Source organism: Veillonella sp., assembly GCF_015058545.1.
In the GTDB taxonomy this organism is placed as follows: domain Bacteria; phylum Bacillota; class Negativicutes; order Veillonellales; family Veillonellaceae; genus Veillonella_A.
The window spans coordinates 1-16,772 of record NZ_SVCB01000073.1 but is presented as its reverse complement, the minus strand read 5'-3'; the positions used below and the strand labels follow the sequence as shown (position 1 = coordinate 16,772).

Genomic DNA, 16,772 nt, shown 5'->3' with positions numbered 1-16,772 from the left:
GAATGCCCCGATGTGCTTAGTTATAACTGATACCTATCGTTCCAGAGGGTGCGGGCACCAAAATATAATAGGCAAAACGACGACAAGCACACGGTGGTACAGTTGGCAACCATGATGGTAATCTGGTACAGTACCGCTTCATTCGGCATGGCACCGGCCAAAATCTGACCGGTCATCATACCGGGGAGTGCGATAATCCCCATGCCCACCATGGAATTCATAGTCGGTAAGAAGGCCGTTTCCAAGGATTGTACCACAAACGGATGTAATATCTTAGACGGCGGTGTGCCGATATTTAAGAGCACCTCGATTTGTTGCTGATGAGAGTCGAGATTTTCCTTAAACGATTTTAACGCCAAGGTAGCGCCGTTCATGGTAGCACTTACGAGCATACCGCTGATTGGGATTACATATTGGGGTGTAAAAATATCCTTGCGAATAACAATAAGGAGCATGAAGCTCGTAATACTGATGCAGGTGCCGATAACGGACAAGGCCGTAATCCACTTGAATTTGCGGTTAAGCCAAGGATTTTTGCGAAGCGTTCGCGTCACGGCAAAACCGACCATCAAGGATAGATAGGTTAAGACAAAAATCGGTGACGGGTTTTGAAAAATATAGAGCAACACGTAACCGGCAATGATTAATTGTACCGTCATTTGCAAGGTGCCCAGCAAGAGAAATTTAGTTTGCGGAATTTTACAGTACGTGAAAATCCCGGCGATGACGAGGAGCAACAAATAGATGGATAAGAAGCCACCGAGCTGCATAGAAATAGATTCAGTCATGTTAAAAACTCCAATCTTATGAAGTAAATGTATTGCGTACTAACGGATGAACAATAAGCCGGGCTAGACTTATACCTCATGGCGACTTTGTAGCTCAATCAAAGCATCGCTGAACTTAGGATAGAGCGTATCGTCATGGGAAATGACCAGCGTAGTTTTATCGTGTTTGGTCATATATTCTTTCATGCGCGTGAAAAAGGTCATGGCTGTCGGTGAGTCGAGAGCGGCACTCGGTTCGTCCCACATATAGACATCTGCATTAAAGGAGAGCATAATGGCGTTAAAGACGCGCTGTTTTTCACCGCCGGATAATCTCGCAATCTCTTGTTCCGGTGTGAATGGGGCGGCCGCCAAATGGAGAAATTCCTTCATATTTGCCTCGGTCGGTGGGGTAGACCCGCGATAGGCATGAAATTGGCGAAAATTATCGGCAATGGTGCCGGGGAAGAGATATACTTGCTGATTAATCAGTAAAATTTGACGGCGTAATTCCAACGCATTGATTGTGCTGATATCTACATTGTTGTAATAGATGGCCCCTTGCGAAGGGTTAATAGTGGCGTTAAATAAGCGAAATAGGGTGCTTTTGCCGGATCCGCTGGCCCCTTGAATGAAGGTCATTTTACCTTTTTCAATGGCCATATCGGGGTATTGAATCATATTGTAAAAAACTAAGTCTTTAGTTGTTATTAAGTTCATGGGGATACTCCTTTCCTCTCTATTTTAATTGATTTTAGGGGAATTACCTAGTTAAAAATTATAAATTTATCATTCACAATTTTAAATTGAGAATATGTTTCAGGTTTTCGTTGAAAAAGTTCATGTTTTTATTGATGGGCGAATACGGGACATGAGAAAACCGTTGTACAGAAAAAGGATTAAATAAGAAGAGTTTTTAATTTAGAAAACTGAATTTGAATTATGGGGTTTATTAGATGACTTTACCCTTTTATTTTTTTGCAAATCGTGCTATAGTAATATTTTGAGATGCCGTACATGCTTTAAAAAAAAGTCATCATCAAAATCAGGCGTGGCTTCGTTGCAGTGCCGTAAATACCGATGACGAACGAATTTATTCGATTTCCTCTGAGTCGATTATTAGCATTACTTAAGTATTCTCAATTTATATAATTGAAGCTATTTTTTTACATTTGGCAAAATCTATATTTATTCAATTTGACAGAGACTATATTTAATGAACTATCCTAAAAACTCATACATGGAATAACTTTGAGATATAAATGCTTTTGTATTAGAGGGATGTACATGTAGAATATACAGATTTGAAATTTAGGAGTATAATTTAGTCGTGATATTACGAATGGAGGGCTTTACGATGAGCTTTTCGGTGCGTACAGATGTATGTATCCGGTGTAAAATGTGTGTGGCAGAGTGCCCGACAGGTTTGTTGGTTATGAAAGAAAACGGTCCGGCCGCCGGTTTTGGCAGCTGTATTTCTTGTGGACATTGTGTAGCAGTTTGTCCGACGAATGCGATTGATTATACAGTAACACCGCGGGCCGAACAAATTCCGGTTGGGGATTACCAAGTACCAAGTCCTGAAGAGGCAGAGAAGTTTTTACGGTATCGCCGTTCTATTCGTACATTCCGTGATACACCGGTTCCGAAAGAGGCACTTACGAGATTATTAAACATAGCTCGTATGGCCCCTACAGGTTCCAATAGCCAAGGTATTTCTTACCGAGTAATTCAAAAGAAGGAAACATTAACTGCTATTAGCGAAGCTGTTATGGACTGGATGACCGGATTGGGGAAAGAAAATAGTCGTATGCGAATTTATGCGCATAATGCAAAGCGTTATAACCGGACAGGGCGTGATTTTATTTTACATAAAGCCCCTGCCTTGGTATTGGCAATAAGCAAGGATAAATTGATTGAACGCGGCCGCGATAATGGTCATTTTGCTCTTACTTATGCGGAATTAATGGCCCCTTCCTTAGGCCTGGGAAGTTGCTGGTCCGGCTTTGTCGAATTTTGTGCACAAGTAGGCTATGAACCACTACTGAAATTATTAAATTTACCGGACGGGTATAGGGTTGCCGGAGCTATTATGGTGGGATATCCTAAATTTAAGTACCGCTATATGCCTGAGAGAGAATCACTGAGAGTTTTCTTTGATGAGGAGGATTAAACGCATGGCATTAGTAACACTGGAAATGATTAGGGAAGCGCAAGAACATCTGAAAGGGGTAGCACAACGAACATCTATGATGCATTCTACTTCTTTGAGTGAACAATGCGGTTGTGAAGTCCATTTGAAAATGGAAAACTTCCAGCGTACCGGTTCGTTCAAATTGCGCGGTGCGTATAATAAGGTAGCGTCGTTGACGCCGGAAGAACGAGCTCGCGGTATCGTGGCTTCGTCCGCCGGTAATCACGCCCAAGGCGTGGCTTTGGCCGCTAAAGAATACGGCTGTAAAGCAACGATTTGTATGCCGACGAATGCACCGATTGCTAAAATCGATGCGACTAAAAGTTACGGTGCGGACGTAGTGTTGGCCGGGGATTTTTACGCCGATTGTTATGAAAAAGCATGTCAATTGCAAAAAGAAAAGGGCTATACTTTCTGTCATCCTTTTGATGATCCGTTGGTTATTGCCGGTCAAGGTACAATCGGTTTGGAAATTCTTGAAAAACTACCGGAAACGGATGTTATCGTGGTACCAATCGGTGGCGGCGGTTTAATTTCCGGCATTGCTGTGGCTGCTAAGGAATTAAAACCGAGCATTCGCATTGTCGGTGTGCAGACACAGAACATGCCATCTATGAAAGAATCGGTAGAACTTCATAAAATTACAACCGTACCGGCTTTAAAGAGCTTGGCCGACGGGATTACCGTAGGCACACCGGGTACTTTGACGTTTGACATCGTGTCAAAATATGTGGATGAAATTGTTACCGTTAGTGAATCGGAAATTGCGGAAGCTATTTTGTTCCTTTTAGAACGCGTGAAAACCGCGTCTGAAGGAGCCGGCGCTTGTCCTGTGGCAGCGTTGATGAATCATAAAATTGCCGGCGTTGAAGGCAAAAACGTAGTTGCCTTAGTAAGCGGCGGTAATATTGACGTGAACATGATTGACCGCATCATCAACAACGGCCTTGTAAAAACTTGGCGCCGTGCTTATTTTGATGTTGTGGTACAAGATAAACCGCATGTATTATCTAAAATTACGACCATAATCTCTGACAGTAATGCTAATATTTTGAGTATTTATCACGATCGCAGTCAGCGCGACATTGAAGTCGGTTATGTGCATGTAGCACTGGAAATTGAAACCATGAATGAAAAACATGTTACCAGCCTTTTGGCTACCTTGTCGGAAAACGGCTTCCCGGCTATTTTGCGATAGTATAGAGCCATGCGTTAAAGGGAGAGTGTTTTTAGGGAGATGACACATATAGAGGAAACAGATTAAACACATAGAGTAGGAGTAAAAATATGGAATCGGGAAAAAACTTAGAGCGTAATTTAAAACCCCGTCACGTGGAAATGATCGCCCTGGGCGGTACGATTGGGGTAGGCTTATTCATGGGTTCTGCGAGCACGATACAAACAGCCGGGCCGGCCGTATTATTGTGTTATGCTTTATCCGGGGTCGTAATGTTTTTAATTATGCGTATTATGGGTGAAATGTTGTACTTGGAACCGGTACCGGGTTCATTTGCAGCCTATGGCTATCGCTATATTTCACCGTATATCGGCTATATAACGGCTTGGTGCTATTGGTTTATGTGGATATCCGTAGGGCTTGCGGAAGTAACGGCGGTGGGGATTTACATGAGTTATTGGTTCCCTGAACTGCCTCACTGGGTATCGGCCTTTGTAGCTATGGCAATTATTGTGGCAGCCAATCTTGCGTCCGTTAAATACTACGGCGAGTTTGAGTTCTGGTTTGCTTTGATTAAAGTAGGGACCATCGTATTCATGCTCGTTATCGGGGCCATGATGATTTTATTTGGTTTCGGTAATGGTGGTGTAGCCATCGGGTTCTCCAACTTGTGGGAACATGGCGGTTTTGCACCGCACGGTTTCGGCGGTATGTTGGCAGCTATGTGTGTTGTAGCAGCAGCCTTCCAAGGGGTTGAATTGGTAGGCATTACAGCCGGTGAAGCGCAAAATCCGCGCCATACCTTAGTTAAAGCGGTTAAAGGCATTGTTTGGCGTATCTTGATTTTCTATGTTGGTGCTATTTTTGTTATTCTTTGTATTTATCCTTGGAATGAATTGGGTTTTGTAGGCAGTCCGTTCGTAACGACATTCTCTAAAGTCGGGATTGCCAGTGCAGCCGGTATCATTAACTTCGTAGTTTTGACAGCTGCTTTATCGGGCTGTAACAGTGGTATTTATAGCTGCGGTCGTATGTTATATACGTTGGCTAAAAACGGCCAGGCGCCAAAAATGTTTGCGAAATTATCTAAATCCGGCGTACCGCGCAACGGCATTTACGTGTCCATGCTTTCCTTAGTATTCGGGGTAGTGTTGAATTATTTAATTCCGGACTCCAAATTGTTCTTATATATTTACAGTGCCAGCGTTTTCCCTGCCATGGTATCCTGGTTTGTATTAGCCGGGGCACAGCGCAAATTCAGAGCACGTTGGGGCAAGGAAATTATGGATCAACATCCGTTTAAATCGCCATTGTATCCATATTCCAATTATTTCTGTTTAGGGTTCTTGGTACTCGTTACTATCGGTATGATTTGGAATGAAGATACTCGTATTTCCTTAGTAGTAGGTTGGTTGTTCATCGCCATTATTACGGCGTTCTATTATGGTCTCGGCATGAACAAACGCCCGGTTGTCCATGAAGAATTCGTCCATGAAGACGGTCTCGGCGCCGGCGGTCCGGCTGCTGAAGCGGATACGGCAGCGGAAGGTTCGGTAACGGCCATTAAATAATATAGTTGACGTGTGAAGAAGTCTCGCGATAATTCGTTATCGTGGGGCTTCTTTTGTATTTACGCTTTATAGTCTTCTTGTCGGTTGTATTTGGCGATTCAGTTTTTAGTGATTAAGTTTTAGGTAATTAAGTTTTGGCGATTCAGTTTTAGATAATTTTGTACTAAATTTTTTACACGAAAGTCTTTTTTATTTCCTCTGTATGTGATAGGATAATAAATAAGCTTAACGATGTTGGGGTTATAAAACTTGCATCCGGATTGAGAAACCGGGGCTGCGTTGAGTGGATTTTTGAGGGGCCCATAGGGCAGTGTCAATGAGAGAGAGGTCTTACAAATGAATTTAAAAAAATGGTTAGCACCTGTATTGGTGGGTATTTTGGCAATCGGTATTGCCGGTTGCGGTACAGATTCCGATTCAAAAGAAATCCGAATCGGTGCGACCGCCGGTCCGCATGCGGAAGTTGTGGAAGCGGTGGCCAAAGAAGCAGCTAAAGAAGGTATCAATGTTAAATTGGTGGAATTCTCCGATTATGTAACACCGGATAAAGCCTTGGCGGAAGGTGATTTGGACTTAAATAGCTACCAACACGTACCATTCATGGAAAACTTTAACAAAAATAATAATGCCAATTTAGTATCTATCGGTAAAACGATTTTGATGCGCATGGGCTTATACAGCAATACGGTGAAAAGCGTTGACGAAATTCCGGATGGTGCCGTTGTGGCCATTCCAAACGATCCGACTAACGGTGGTCGCGGCTTAGCTTTATTGGCTAAAGCAGGCCTCATTACCTTAAAAGAAGGTGTGGGCTTCAAAGCAACGCCGGCGGATATCGTAGCTAATCCTAAGAATTTGGAAATCAGAGAATTGGAAGCAGCTCAATTGCCACGTAGCTTGGCTGATGTAACGGTAGCCGCTATTCCGATGAACTATGTAATGAGTGCCGGTATTGATGTAGCTAAACAGGGGATTTTCTTAGAGCCTAAGAATGAACCGTTGGCAGTCATGGTCTTAGCGGCTCGTGAAAAGGATAAAGACAATCCTACGTATAAAAAAATCGCCGACATTTATCACTCGGCGGCTATTAAGCAGTTCATTGCCGATAAATTTAAAGGCACCATTGAACCGGCTGAATAATTGAATACTCCATGTACCGGTTAATCCCAGAGTAATCGGCACTGTTGTGGGAGATAATTAGCCCATACTCATAAAGTAAGCCCTGTTGTGATGTTGAAATCGCAACAGGGCTTTTGTGTGTAAGATAATTAATTTTGACTATAAGGCCTATAACCATTTGTTAAATTCAGATAGCCAATGATTTATCTATAAGCTAATGGTTTATCTATAAGCCGATGGTCTATCTCTCAATGTGACGCTCGATGAGTCGTCCAAAGCCTTTTTCACCGCAGAATGTATTGTTCGCCGCGATGAGTTCACCGCGCAGGAATACCTTGGCCACCGTGGCATTGACCGTCATGCCTTCGTAGGCGGAGTAACCGCAGGTAGTTTTCAAATTATCGGCACGGAATGTCCGTGATTCGTTGGGATTAAAGAGAACTAGATCTGCATCGTAACCGACCTTAATATCCCCTTTGTTTGGGATTCCGAAGATGCGCGCCGCGTTAGTGGCCGTCACCTGGACGAATTGTTCCGGGGTGAGTCTTTTTTTCAAAACACTTTCGCTAAAGAGGAGTGGCATCCGTTCTTCCACGCCGCTGATGCCACCGGGACAATTCCTGAAATCATCCACATAGGCTTGCTTTTCTTCGATGGTAAATGGGCAATGGTCGGTGGCTACCACTTGAATTGTGCCGTCTTCGAGACCTTGCCACAGGGCGTCTTGATCTTCTTTCTTCCGTAGTGGTGGGGCCAGCATGTACTTAATGCCTTCCAGCGGTCCGCCGTCTTTAAATTTATCATCTGTTAAGAAGAGATACTGTGGGCAAGTTTCCGCAAAAATATTCGTTTGTCCTTCTTGGCGGGCCAGGCGGATTTCGTTCAAACTTTCATGCGCTGACATATGCACCAGATAGACCGGCGCATCACCGGCTACATGAGCAAGGCTGATAACCGTATTGACGCTCATTGATTCGGCTGCGTTTGGCCGTGTTAGGGCGTGGCCTATAGGTACCAGTTCTTCTTTGGTTAAGCGATTGCGCAGCAGGTTGGTTACCGTGTCGTCTTCCGCATGGACGGTCAAAAGACCACCGCATTCCTTTAAACGCTCCAACAAGGCAAAGAGTTCCGGTTCATGCATGGGCGCACCGTACGTGGTATAGGCCTTAAAGGACGGAAAGCCCTCTTTTTGGACGAGGTTCTTCGCTTCGTCTAAGATAGAGGCGTCCACATGCTGGAACACGCCGTGAAAACTGTAGTCAATGGGGCAATCTTTAGCTAAGTGGCGATATATATCAAATTGATGATGCAAGGTACAACCGGTAGGTCCGAACGCCATGTGATCGATAATCGTAGTAGTGCCGCCGCAAGCGGCTGCTATGCCGCCGTGCAGAAAATCATCGCACGCTCGGTGTTTCGGCGATTGTTGCAGGTCAAAATGGGTATGCGGATCGATGCCGCCGGGTACGACATAGTGGTCGGTGGCGTCAATGATTTTATAATCGGAGGCTACGGTAGTACGCTCTTGGTTTGATGCGGTGCCCCAATCAGTGGAGGCGGAGGCAGCAATAAGTTGCCGCGCCTCTTTAGGCCCCGTAATAGCACTAATTTTGCCATCCGTAATAACAATATCGCCTTTGAAATGCTCTGTGGAGGTACAAATCAGGCCGTTTTCGATGATGCTATTCATAAAATGAAATCCTTTCTTTAGTTTCAGTAATCGTTAATACTATGATACTCTTTTTGTTGATTTGTTTCTACCATTAAATATACCGATTCGAGAAAAATAGGGTATAATAAATAGTAAGAGTTTTTTGAATATAAGCTTTTTAAAAAATATTTATAAGGTAATAGCGATAAAGGAGGTTTTGTATGACCGGGTTAAAAGTAGTAGTATCAGAGCAGGCGGAAGCAGTAGTCGGCATATTGACGAAACGCAACGTTATTCGGCCGAATCAAACCGATTTTACCGATGTGGGAGCAGTCCTCGTTTGTGACTGTGAAATAGATATATTAAAAAGTACGCCCGTTAAAGTCTTTGATATTCCCGTTTTCGTAGTGCGCACCGGGACCGGTATGGAAGGGCTTAGCCCAAACCAAGTGTCGCAGGCGGAAGATACGGTGCTGCGCGATGCCTATGCGGTGCTCGATAATGAGCCGTCGGATCGTGAGTTTTACATACGCCGCTTGGAAACGGCCGTTCAAAACTATGAGCATCGTTCGCTGCCGCCGTTTTTCCGCTCCTTACGCCGTTATGTGGAAATGGGCAATTCCCAATTTGACTGTCCGGGCCATCAAGGTGGTCAATTTTTCCGCAAACATCCGGCGGGACGGGCTTTTTACGATTACTTCGGGGAACACATTTTCCGCAGTGATTTATGTAATGCGGATGTGCAATTAGGCGATTTATTGATTCATGAGGGTTATGCCTTAGAGGCCCAGGAACATGCGGCGCAAGTATTTAATGCGGACAAAACGTACTTCGTACTCAATGGTACATCATCTTCCAATAAAGTGGTTTTGAATGCCTTGTTGGCGCCCGGTGACATCGTGCTTTACGATCGCAATAATCATAAATCCGTGTCCCACGGTGCTTTGGTGCAGGCCGGTGCCATTCCGGTGTATTTGGAAACGGCTCGCAATCCGTTCGGCTCCATCGGCGGCATTCCGGAAGCTTGTTTTGATGAAAAAGAACTTCGGCAGCGCATTGCGGAGCGTGATCCTGAAAAAGCCAAAGCGCAGCGTCCGATTCGCTTAGCCGTAATTCAGCTCGGTACCTATGACGGGACGATTTATAACGCCCGCCAGGTGGTCGATAAAATCGGGCACTTATGCGATTACATCCTCTTCGATTCCGCTTGGGTAGGCTATGAACAATTTATTCCGATGATGAAAGATTGCTCGCCTCTCTTGTTGGAATTGGGGCCGGACGATCCGGGGATTTTGGTAACCCAGTCGGTGCACAAACAAATGGCGGGTTTTTCACAAACATCGCAAATCCACAAGAAGGATTCGCATATCCGTGGGCAAGCCCGTTATGTGAATCAGAAGCGTTTTAACAACGCCTTTATGATGCATGCCTCTACGTCACCGTTCTATCCGCTCTTTGCGGCTCTCGACGTGAATGCTAAAATTCATGCCGGCGAAGGCGGCAGGGCTCTCTGGCGTGATTGTGTCACAGTAGGCATTGAAGCGCGCAAAACGGTGCTTCGCAATTGTAAATATTTACGGCCCCTCGTGCCGCCGATGGTTCACGGCAAAGCGTGGGAAGACGGTGAAACAGAAGTTATGGCCGACGATGTATCCTACTTTGCTTTTGAACCGGATGCTAAATGGCATTCCTTCAGTGGTTATGGAGAAGGTCAATATTTTATTGATCCTTGCAAATTCCAGCTCATAACACCGGGCATCGATATGGAAACCGGTGAATACGAAGACTTCGGTATCCCGGCTACTATTTTAGCCAATTACCTGCGTGAACATCAGGTTGTGCCGGAGAAATGTGACTTGAACACAATTTTATTCCTGCTCACACCGGCGGAGTCCTTTACGAAAATGGATGCCCTCATCGCTAAATTATTGCGCTTTGAGCAATTAATCGAAGAAGATGCGCCGCTCCAAGATGTGCTCCCAAGCGTGTTTGCTCAGAATATTGATCGCTATCGCGGTTATACGATTCGTCAGCTCTGTCAGGAAATGCATGATTTTTATAAAAATCGTCAGGTGAGCGAGTTGCAACAGCAATTATTTAAACGGGAGTATTTCCCGACCTATGTGAAAACACCGCAGGCGGCCAATATTGATTTTGTCCGCGGTGAAGGGGAATTGATTCCTATTGCTGATTGCGTGGGACGAATGGCTTTAGAAGGGGCCTTGCCGTATCCGCCGGGCGTAATTTGTGTGCAACCGGGCGAACTTTGGTCGGAACCGGCACGCGATTATTTCGTAGCCCTCGAAGAAGGTATTAATGAATTGCCGGGCTTTGCACCGGAACTTCAAGGCGTTTACATTGAAGCGGATGAAACCGGTTATAAGCGGGCTTATGCGTATGTGTTAAAAGAGTCCGCACAGAAAGAAGGGGTATAATGGCAAAGGATGAATTAACCTCGGTAGATGAAGCACAATTGCTGGGGCCTATCGGTGACGCGGTGACAGCGGCGGTGAAGGAATTGGTGACCGTTGCCAAGCTGGAAGCCGGTGATGTGTTTGTTATCGGTTGTTCCACCAGTGAAGTGCGCGGCAGTCGCATCGGTACCGATTCGGCCACCGAAGTTGGGGAGACAATTATTGAGGCTGCTACGGCCGTATTAGAGCTACTAAATATCGCGTTGGCCGTACAATGCTGTGAACATTTGAATCGAGCCTTGGTAGTAGAGAAGTCCGTGGCGGTCAAACATAATTGGCCGATTTGCAATGCCGTACCGCAACTTCATGCCGGCGGGGCGGCGTCAATGGCGGCGTACAAGCATTTTTCAGAACCGGTCGTGGTAGAAGCCATAGAGGCTGATGCGGGCATTGATATTGGCGATACCTTTATCGGCATGCATTTAAAACGCGTAGCCGTGCCGGTTCGCTTAGCCGTTAAAGCTATTGGTGAAGCCCATGTTACGGCGGCTCGCGTGCGCCCTAAATATATCGGCGGGGGCAGAGCCGTTTATGATGAATCATTAATGTAGTCGAGGTGAGAACGTTTGAATTTCTATACTTATGCTTATATCGTGCAACAAGGGCAGTTTAATGCGCTGTTACAATATGGTGTATCCTTCCTGCTGTTGGTGGCGCTGTTGGGGGTCAGCATTTTATTCATGCGTCACCGCTTGAACAGCCGCTACCGCGACTTGACAATCTTATTATCCCTGTTAATCGTGTTTATTCTGGGGATTCGTTGGAGTGAATATGACTCATCTATGCGAAACTCGGAAGAAAGCAGCCGTATGGCCAGCTTTATCGTATCCGTTTCGGAGCGGTTGGGAACGAATAAAGAAAACGTGAAGGTGAATTCCACGCGTCTTGATGACGATGTTATAGTTAATGCGGACAACCGCTTTTATCGGGCCCATTTTACCAAAGGCTATGGCGCCTACTCGTTGACACAAGTTCATGTAGTAGAAACGCAAATTAAAGTGATTGATATAGCGAAGGAGTAGCATAGAGCATGATAACGGGTTATACGTTGATTATGATAAAGCTGGTGCTGGGCATATTATGTTTGGTACTGCAAATCAATTTGATGGGCAAGGGCAATTTGGCGCCGAACTCAGCCATCGATCAGGTACAAAACTATGTATTGGGCGGTATTATCGGGGGTGTTATTTATAATGAGGCCATCGGGGTGCTGCAATTTTTGCTGGTGCTCACCGGCTGGACTATCGTTGTTATGGGGCTGCGTTTTTTATCGGCCTACAATCGTCATGTGAAACGAATTATTGACGGCAGTCCCACAATTGTGGTGGATTATGGTAAAATTCAAATAGAAGAATGTATGCGCAACGGCATCAGTGCCGGTGACTTACATTTAAAACTGCGCGCCAACGGGGTAACGCGCGTAGGGGAAGTGAAATGGGCTGTTTTGGAACAAAACGGCCAATTGACGGTAGTTAAGTTTGGGGAAGATTCAGTACACTATCCGCTGATTGCGGATGGCCAGGTGGATGAAAGAGTATTATCCTTGGTAGAAAAAGATAGAGAATGGTTGGAAACAAGCGTAGCAGAGCAAGGCTATCAACCGTCGGATATATATATGGCCGAGCTCGTGCATGGTGAGTTGGTTATAACCCCGTATGCGAAAGATTAATTTGAAAACTTAAGGGCTAAAACATTAAAGGGTGAAACTTTACTGTTGAAAACTTTAATGTTGCAAACTTAGGTATTAATAGATTAATCCCGCTTGGGGCGATGAAAGGAGCTAGTCATGGTAGGACTACAGCGAGCTTTATTGATAATTGCATTTCTCTATATTTTGTATCACATTTATACTCACGGATTTACTACAACGAATATAATTGCCGTTGTATTATTGTTATTCTCCCTTGCTTTCGAAGTGACTCGTAAGGCGCGCAAGGCTAAATTGGAAGCTTATTTTGCCCGTAAAGAGGCGGAAATTGAAGCTAAAGAAGCGGCCGAAGCAGCCAAAGCAGCGGCTGCACGGGGCGAAACAGTTGATTCGAATACAGAAAATACGGTTGATGTTGAACATAAAGTTAAATGATAGATGTTAAGAATAAGCTAAAGTCTGTACTTACAGGATGCTTATTAAGGAAGCTCTCAGCTTCTTATGAAAGGAGTCTTTGATGAAATTAATTTCTTGGAATGTTAACGGCCTGCGCGCCGCGGTAACTAAAGGTTTTATGGAAAGTTTTGAAAAACTTGATGCGGATATGTTTTGTTTGCAGGAAACTAAACTGCAACCGCACCAGATTGAATTGGAATTACCGGGCTATGAGCAATATTGGAACAGTGCGGTGAAAAAAGGGTACAGCGGTACGGCTATTTTCACCCGCATTAAACCGCTTAATGTGACGTACGGTATCGGCATTGAAGAACACGACCAGGAAGGCCGTGTTATTACGGCGGAATATGATAAATTTTACCTTGTAACATGCTACACGCCGAACAGCCAACGTGAATTGGCGCGCTTGGAATACCGCATGACTTGGGAAGATGCGTTCCGCGCGTATTTATTGGAATTGGATGCGAAGAAGCCGGTCATTCTCTGTGGTGACCTTAACGTGGCCCATCAGGAAATCGACTTGAAAAATCCGAAGACAAACCGTAAAAACGCCGGTTTTACCGACGAAGAGCGTGAAAAAATGACGGAATTATTGGGCGCCGGCTTTACCGATACCTTCCGTAAGCTCTATCCGGATGTAACCGATGCATACAGCTGGTGGTCCTATATGGGCAAAGCGCGCGATAGGAACGTAGGGTGGAGAATTGACTACTTCATTACGTCGGCTCGCCTCGATAACGACATCGTGGAAGCTAAAATCCATCCGGATATTTTCGGTAGCGATCATTGCCCGGTTGAATTGGAAATTAACCTTTAATCACCGTCGAAGTATAGTTTTTGACAGAGATTTTTGATTTATACTCTATAGAATGGCCAAAAAGAAGGCTATTTATGGAATTTTATCTATATTGAATTGTCATATATGCATAAAAATAGTAAGAGTTCGCTTTGAAAAATCAAGGCGGACTCTTTTATTTGCTTACCTTCATAAATCATGCGTGCAAGTCATGGTAAAAATGCCTCTCATGAAAAATAAATAGTTATTATGGCGTCGCTGTGGTATAGTGTATACAAGACATGGATTAGATATGTTGAACTTTTGATTTTATAGTGTATGCGCAAAAGGAGACACGATAATTATGGCAAATTATAATCCCTACGAAAACATGCTTAACACTCTTGATCAAGCGGCTGAAAAATTAGGTTTAACACGTAATGACTATGAAGTTATTCGTCACCCTGAACGTGAAATGACAGTAGCCGTACCGGTACAAATGGATGATGGTCATATTGAAGTATTTAGCGGTTATCGTACGCAGCACAGCACAATTATGGGCGCCGCTAAAGGCGGTCTCCGTTTCCATCCTGATTCCGATGAAAACGAAGTACGTGCTTTGGCAGCTTGGATGACAATCAAAAACTCGATTGCTCATCTTCCATATGGCGGCGGTAAAGGCGGGATTAAAGTAGATCCTAAGAAATTAAGCCAGCGCGAATTAGAACGCTTGACTCGCGGATTTGTTCGCAAAATCGCTCCAATCATCGGTGTTGATACAGACGTACCGGCTCCTGATGTTAATACTAATCCTCAAATCATGGCCTGGATTGTGGACGAATTCTCCACATTAAAAGGCGTATGGTCCCCAGGCGTTGTAACCGGTAAACCATTGGCCGTTGGCGGTTCTAAAGGCCGTAACGAAGCTACCGGTCGCGGTTGCATGTTCACGTTGAAGAGCTACCTTGAAAAGAAAGGTAAAAAAATGACCGACGTAACCATCGCCGTTCAAGGCTTCGGTAACGTAGGTAGCGTTGGTGCTTTGCTGATGCATCGTGAAGGTGCTAAAATCGTTGCTATCGGCGACGTACACGGCTCCATTTACAATGAAAACGGTATCGACGTTGAAAAAGCATACGAATATGCTAACTCTCATGGCCGTTCCTTGGAAGGCTACGAAGAAGCCGGCATGACTCGTATTCCTAACCCTGAATTATTACTTCTCGACGTAGATGTATTATATCTTGCTGCTTTGGAAAACCAATTGAACGGCAGCAACATGAAAGAAGTTAAAGCTAAAACTATCTTGGAAGGTGCTAACGGCCCTACAACTAATGAAGCTGACTTATACTTCTTCGAAAAAGGCATCGAAATCATTCCTGACGTATTAGCTAACGGCGGCGGTGTTGTAACTTCTTACTATGAATGGGTACAGAACAAAGCCGGCTTCTACTGGGATGAAGACGAAGTAAATGCTCGCCTCGAAAAGAACATGAAAATGAGCTTTGAAGAAGTTTGGGAAATGCAACAACAATACAAAGTATATCCTCGTTTAGCTGCTTACATGGTAGCTTTGAAACGCTTGGTTGACGCCAGCAAACTTCGTGGTTTCAACGGCTGATAATAACGAGAGCAAACTCGTTTAATATGAACTAACAGCTGACTACAGCTTTAAGAATACTTTACACTTGCTTTTAACGGCCAAACAGTAGTGAGTACTGATTGAGTCCGTACAACTTATACAACGCTAAGTATGACTGTCTAACAGGCTATGCGTAGCCACCTTGCTAAATAATATAATGAAAGAAGTATACTCGGCGTAAGAGCGGTCAGGTAAGTAATGCCTGACCGCTTTTTTTGCGCGTGGTTTGGGTGGACGGATTTAAAATTCGTATGGAATTTGTAAAAATTTAATAAAAAAGTACTTGCTTTTACTTTGAATTTAGTATAAAATATCTCTTGTACCATTCCTCGATAGCTCAGTCGGTAGAGCAAACGGCTGTTAACCGTTGGGTCGTAGGTTCAAGTCCTACTCGGGGAGTTTTTAATCACACTTTATGTGTGATTTTTTTATTGTCTTTTTTGAAAAACATATTTTTTCATATTCAGTCATATATATTACTGTACATACCTGTCAAGGTGGTACTTAGGTGCTTCTTTTGCACCCGCATTTCCGGGCGGAAGTCTCAATCTCCTGTAGACTTCCGCCCCTTTTTATCCTTTTCAGATTTTGTTAACTGCAATCCATAAATCTCATATAATAATAATAACATAAAACGAAAGGGTGTAGAATATGCCCCCATTCCCACCTTACGGCAACCCTCCAGGCGGTCCAATGCCTATGGGTCCTCCACCGTCGTCCGCGCCGCCAAAGCCCGCACAGGCCCGTTCTGGATCAGCTACCAAAATGGTCAGCCCAGGTTCCATGCAAAACTGTATCGGACGTTTTACCTATATATGGATGAGCAACGGACAGGAGTTCTGGTTCTTTCCAATTCAGATCTGGCGTGACAGCGTGTCAGGCTTCCGCTGGGACAGACGATTCGGTTGGTCATACACAGGAATATCGTTAAATCGGATTGATATGTTTACCTGTTCCTGGTAAACAATCCCCCCGCAAACAATATGTTGGCGGGGGATTTTAAAATGATTCTCACAAAAGCAATTTATTTTAAATATTCTGTTAAAAGCAAAAAAGTATTTAGAATAGCATCTTTATGACTTCTTTCTTATCCGTGGGTAGCATATACCCCTGGCCCAATCAGTCCATGTCTCACTTCATGTCCAGCTGTCAATGCGGAATCAACATCAGAAGCATAATGGGGATAAATATCAACGGCATAATCCACATTACCATTCTGAGCCGCTTCGATCAATCCGGTTACTATATCATAATGGTATGGGCCGACACTATCCTTAGCACATATTGACACCTGATAC

General features: G+C 44.4%; 14 protein-coding genes, 1 tRNA gene and 1 pseudogene. 12 read left to right on the top strand and 4 right to left on the bottom strand.

The genetic code is table 11. The annotated features are described in order from the left end of the window. Nucleotides 1-20: 20 nt before the first annotated feature. Nucleotides 21-788 carry an ABC transporter permease gene (locus E7204_RS04750; protein ID WP_295182171.1) on the bottom strand — a complete coding sequence of 256 codons (768 nt, stop codon included), beginning with the start codon at nt 786-788 and terminating at the stop codon, nt 21-23. A 69-nt stretch (nt 789-857) separates the two neighbouring features. Then, nucleotides 858-1,487, bottom strand: a complete 630-nt coding sequence (locus E7204_RS04745; protein ID WP_295182168.1) for an ATP-binding cassette domain-containing protein — start codon at nt 1,485-1,487, stop codon at nt 858-860. 637 nt (nt 1,488-2,124) lie between these two features. Here E7204_RS04745 and E7204_RS04740 point away from each other — a divergent pair. The 4 genes from E7204_RS04740 (at nt 2,125) to E7204_RS04725 (ending at nt 6,849) form a co-directional block, all read left to right on the top strand. Next, nucleotides 2,125-2,940: a nitroreductase family protein gene (locus E7204_RS04740; RefSeq protein ID WP_295182165.1), complete on the top strand. Its 816-nt coding sequence runs from the start codon at nt 2,125-2,127 to the stop codon at nt 2,938-2,940. A 4-nt stretch (nt 2,941-2,944) separates the two neighbouring features. Continuing rightward, on the top strand, nt 2,945-4,159 hold the full coding sequence (gene ilvA, locus E7204_RS04735) for a threonine ammonia-lyase (RefSeq protein WP_295182162.1): 1,215 nt from the start codon (nt 2,945-2,947) through the stop codon (nt 4,157-4,159). A gap of 89 nt (nt 4,160-4,248) precedes the next feature. Beyond that, complete coding sequence (locus tag E7204_RS04730; protein WP_295182159.1) at nt 4,249-5,709, top strand: amino acid permease; 1,461 nt, start codon at nt 4,249-4,251, stop codon at nt 5,707-5,709. Between the two features lie 336 nt (nt 5,710-6,045). Then, nucleotides 6,046-6,849 carry a MetQ/NlpA family ABC transporter substrate-binding protein gene (locus E7204_RS04725; protein ID WP_295182156.1) on the top strand — a complete coding sequence of 268 codons (804 nt, stop codon included), beginning with the start codon at nt 6,046-6,048 and terminating at the stop codon, nt 6,847-6,849. Nucleotides 6,850-7,069: 220 nt separating this feature from the next. On the opposite strand, the gene hydA is transcribed toward E7204_RS04725, so the two are convergent. Continuing rightward, a complete protein-coding gene (gene hydA, locus E7204_RS04720; RefSeq protein ID WP_295182152.1) occupies nt 7,070-8,518 on the bottom strand; it encodes a dihydropyrimidinase in 1,449 nt (482 codons plus the stop codon). A gap of 182 nt (nt 8,519-8,700) precedes the next feature. Between hydA and speC the strand changes: the two genes are divergently transcribed. The 8 genes from speC (at nt 8,701) to E7204_RS04680 (ending at nt 15,873) form a co-directional block, all read left to right on the top strand. Next, nucleotides 8,701-10,914: an ornithine decarboxylase gene (gene speC / locus E7204_RS04715; RefSeq protein ID WP_295182149.1), complete on the top strand. Its 2,214-nt coding sequence runs from the start codon at nt 8,701-8,703 to the stop codon at nt 10,912-10,914. Then, nucleotides 10,914-11,504, top strand: a complete 591-nt coding sequence (locus E7204_RS04710) for a TIGR01440 family protein (protein ID WP_295182109.1) — start codon at nt 10,914-10,916, stop codon at nt 11,502-11,504. The genes speC and E7204_RS04710 overlap by 1 nt, the downstream gene beginning before the upstream one ends. A 15-nt stretch (nt 11,505-11,519) precedes the next feature. Continuing rightward, entirely contained in the window at nt 11,520-11,975 is a 456-nt protein-coding gene (locus E7204_RS04705; RefSeq protein ID WP_295182107.1) for a DUF3290 domain-containing protein, read from the top strand. An 8-nt stretch (nt 11,976-11,983) separates the two neighbouring features. Continuing rightward, on the top strand, nt 11,984-12,622 hold the full coding sequence (locus tag E7204_RS04700) for a DUF421 domain-containing protein (protein ID WP_295182105.1): 639 nt from the start codon (nt 11,984-11,986) through the stop codon (nt 12,620-12,622). A 117-nt stretch (nt 12,623-12,739) separates the two neighbouring features. Further along, nucleotides 12,740-13,036 carry a hypothetical protein gene (locus E7204_RS04695; RefSeq protein ID WP_295182102.1) on the top strand — a complete coding sequence of 99 codons (297 nt, stop codon included), beginning with the start codon at nt 12,740-12,742 and terminating at the stop codon, nt 13,034-13,036. Nucleotides 13,037-13,118: 82 nt separating this feature from the next. After that, nucleotides 13,119-13,874 carry an exodeoxyribonuclease III gene (locus E7204_RS04690; protein ID WP_295182099.1) on the top strand — a complete coding sequence of 252 codons (756 nt, stop codon included), beginning with the start codon at nt 13,119-13,121 and terminating at the stop codon, nt 13,872-13,874. A 322-nt stretch (nt 13,875-14,196) separates the two neighbouring features. Continuing rightward, the gene (locus E7204_RS04685) at nt 14,197-15,453 is read left to right on the top strand and encodes a Glu/Leu/Phe/Val dehydrogenase (RefSeq protein WP_295182097.1); all 1,257 of its coding nucleotides are present in this window, start codon (nt 14,197-14,199) and stop codon (nt 15,451-15,453) included. Nucleotides 15,454-15,800: 347 nt separating this feature from the next. Beyond that, nucleotides 15,801-15,873 (top strand) — tRNA-Asn (locus E7204_RS04680). A gap of 688 nt (nt 15,874-16,561) precedes the next feature. Here the strand turns inward: E7204_RS04680 and E7204_RS04675 are convergent. Continuing rightward, nucleotides 16,562-16,772, bottom strand: a pseudogene (locus tag E7204_RS04675) (peptidase M42); the annotation flags it as partial.

Coding starts and splice junctions, on each gene's coding strand:
- E7204_RS04750 (WP_295182171.1), bottom strand. CDS start 788: ATGACTGAATCTATTTCTATGCAGCTCGGTGGCTTCTTATCCATCTAT.
- E7204_RS04730 (WP_295182159.1), top strand. CDS start 4,249: ATGGAATCGGGAAAAAACTTAGAGCGTAATTTAAAACCCCGTCACGTG.
- E7204_RS04685 (WP_295182097.1), top strand. CDS start 14,197: ATGGCAAATTATAATCCCTACGAAAACATGCTTAACACTCTTGATCAA.
- E7204_RS04725 (WP_295182156.1), top strand. CDS start 6,046: ATGAATTTAAAAAAATGGTTAGCACCTGTATTGGTGGGTATTTTGGCA.
- hydA (WP_295182152.1), bottom strand. CDS start 8,518: ATGAATAGCATCATCGAAAACGGCCTGATTTGTACCTCCACAGAGCAT.
- E7204_RS04700 (WP_295182105.1), top strand. CDS start 11,984: ATGATAACGGGTTATACGTTGATTATGATAAAGCTGGTGCTGGGCATA.
- ilvA (WP_295182162.1), top strand. CDS start 2,945: ATGGCATTAGTAACACTGGAAATGATTAGGGAAGCGCAAGAACATCTG.
- E7204_RS04695 (WP_295182102.1), top strand. CDS start 12,740: ATGGTAGGACTACAGCGAGCTTTATTGATAATTGCATTTCTCTATATT.
- E7204_RS04690 (WP_295182099.1), top strand. CDS start 13,119: ATGAAATTAATTTCTTGGAATGTTAACGGCCTGCGCGCCGCGGTAACT.
- E7204_RS04710 (WP_295182109.1), top strand. CDS start 10,914: ATGGCAAAGGATGAATTAACCTCGGTAGATGAAGCACAATTGCTGGGG.
- speC (WP_295182149.1), top strand. CDS start 8,701: ATGACCGGGTTAAAAGTAGTAGTATCAGAGCAGGCGGAAGCAGTAGTC.
- E7204_RS04740 (WP_295182165.1), top strand. CDS start 2,125: ATGAGCTTTTCGGTGCGTACAGATGTATGTATCCGGTGTAAAATGTGT.
- E7204_RS04745 (WP_295182168.1), bottom strand. CDS start 1,487: ATGAACTTAATAACAACTAAAGACTTAGTTTTTTACAATATGATTCAA.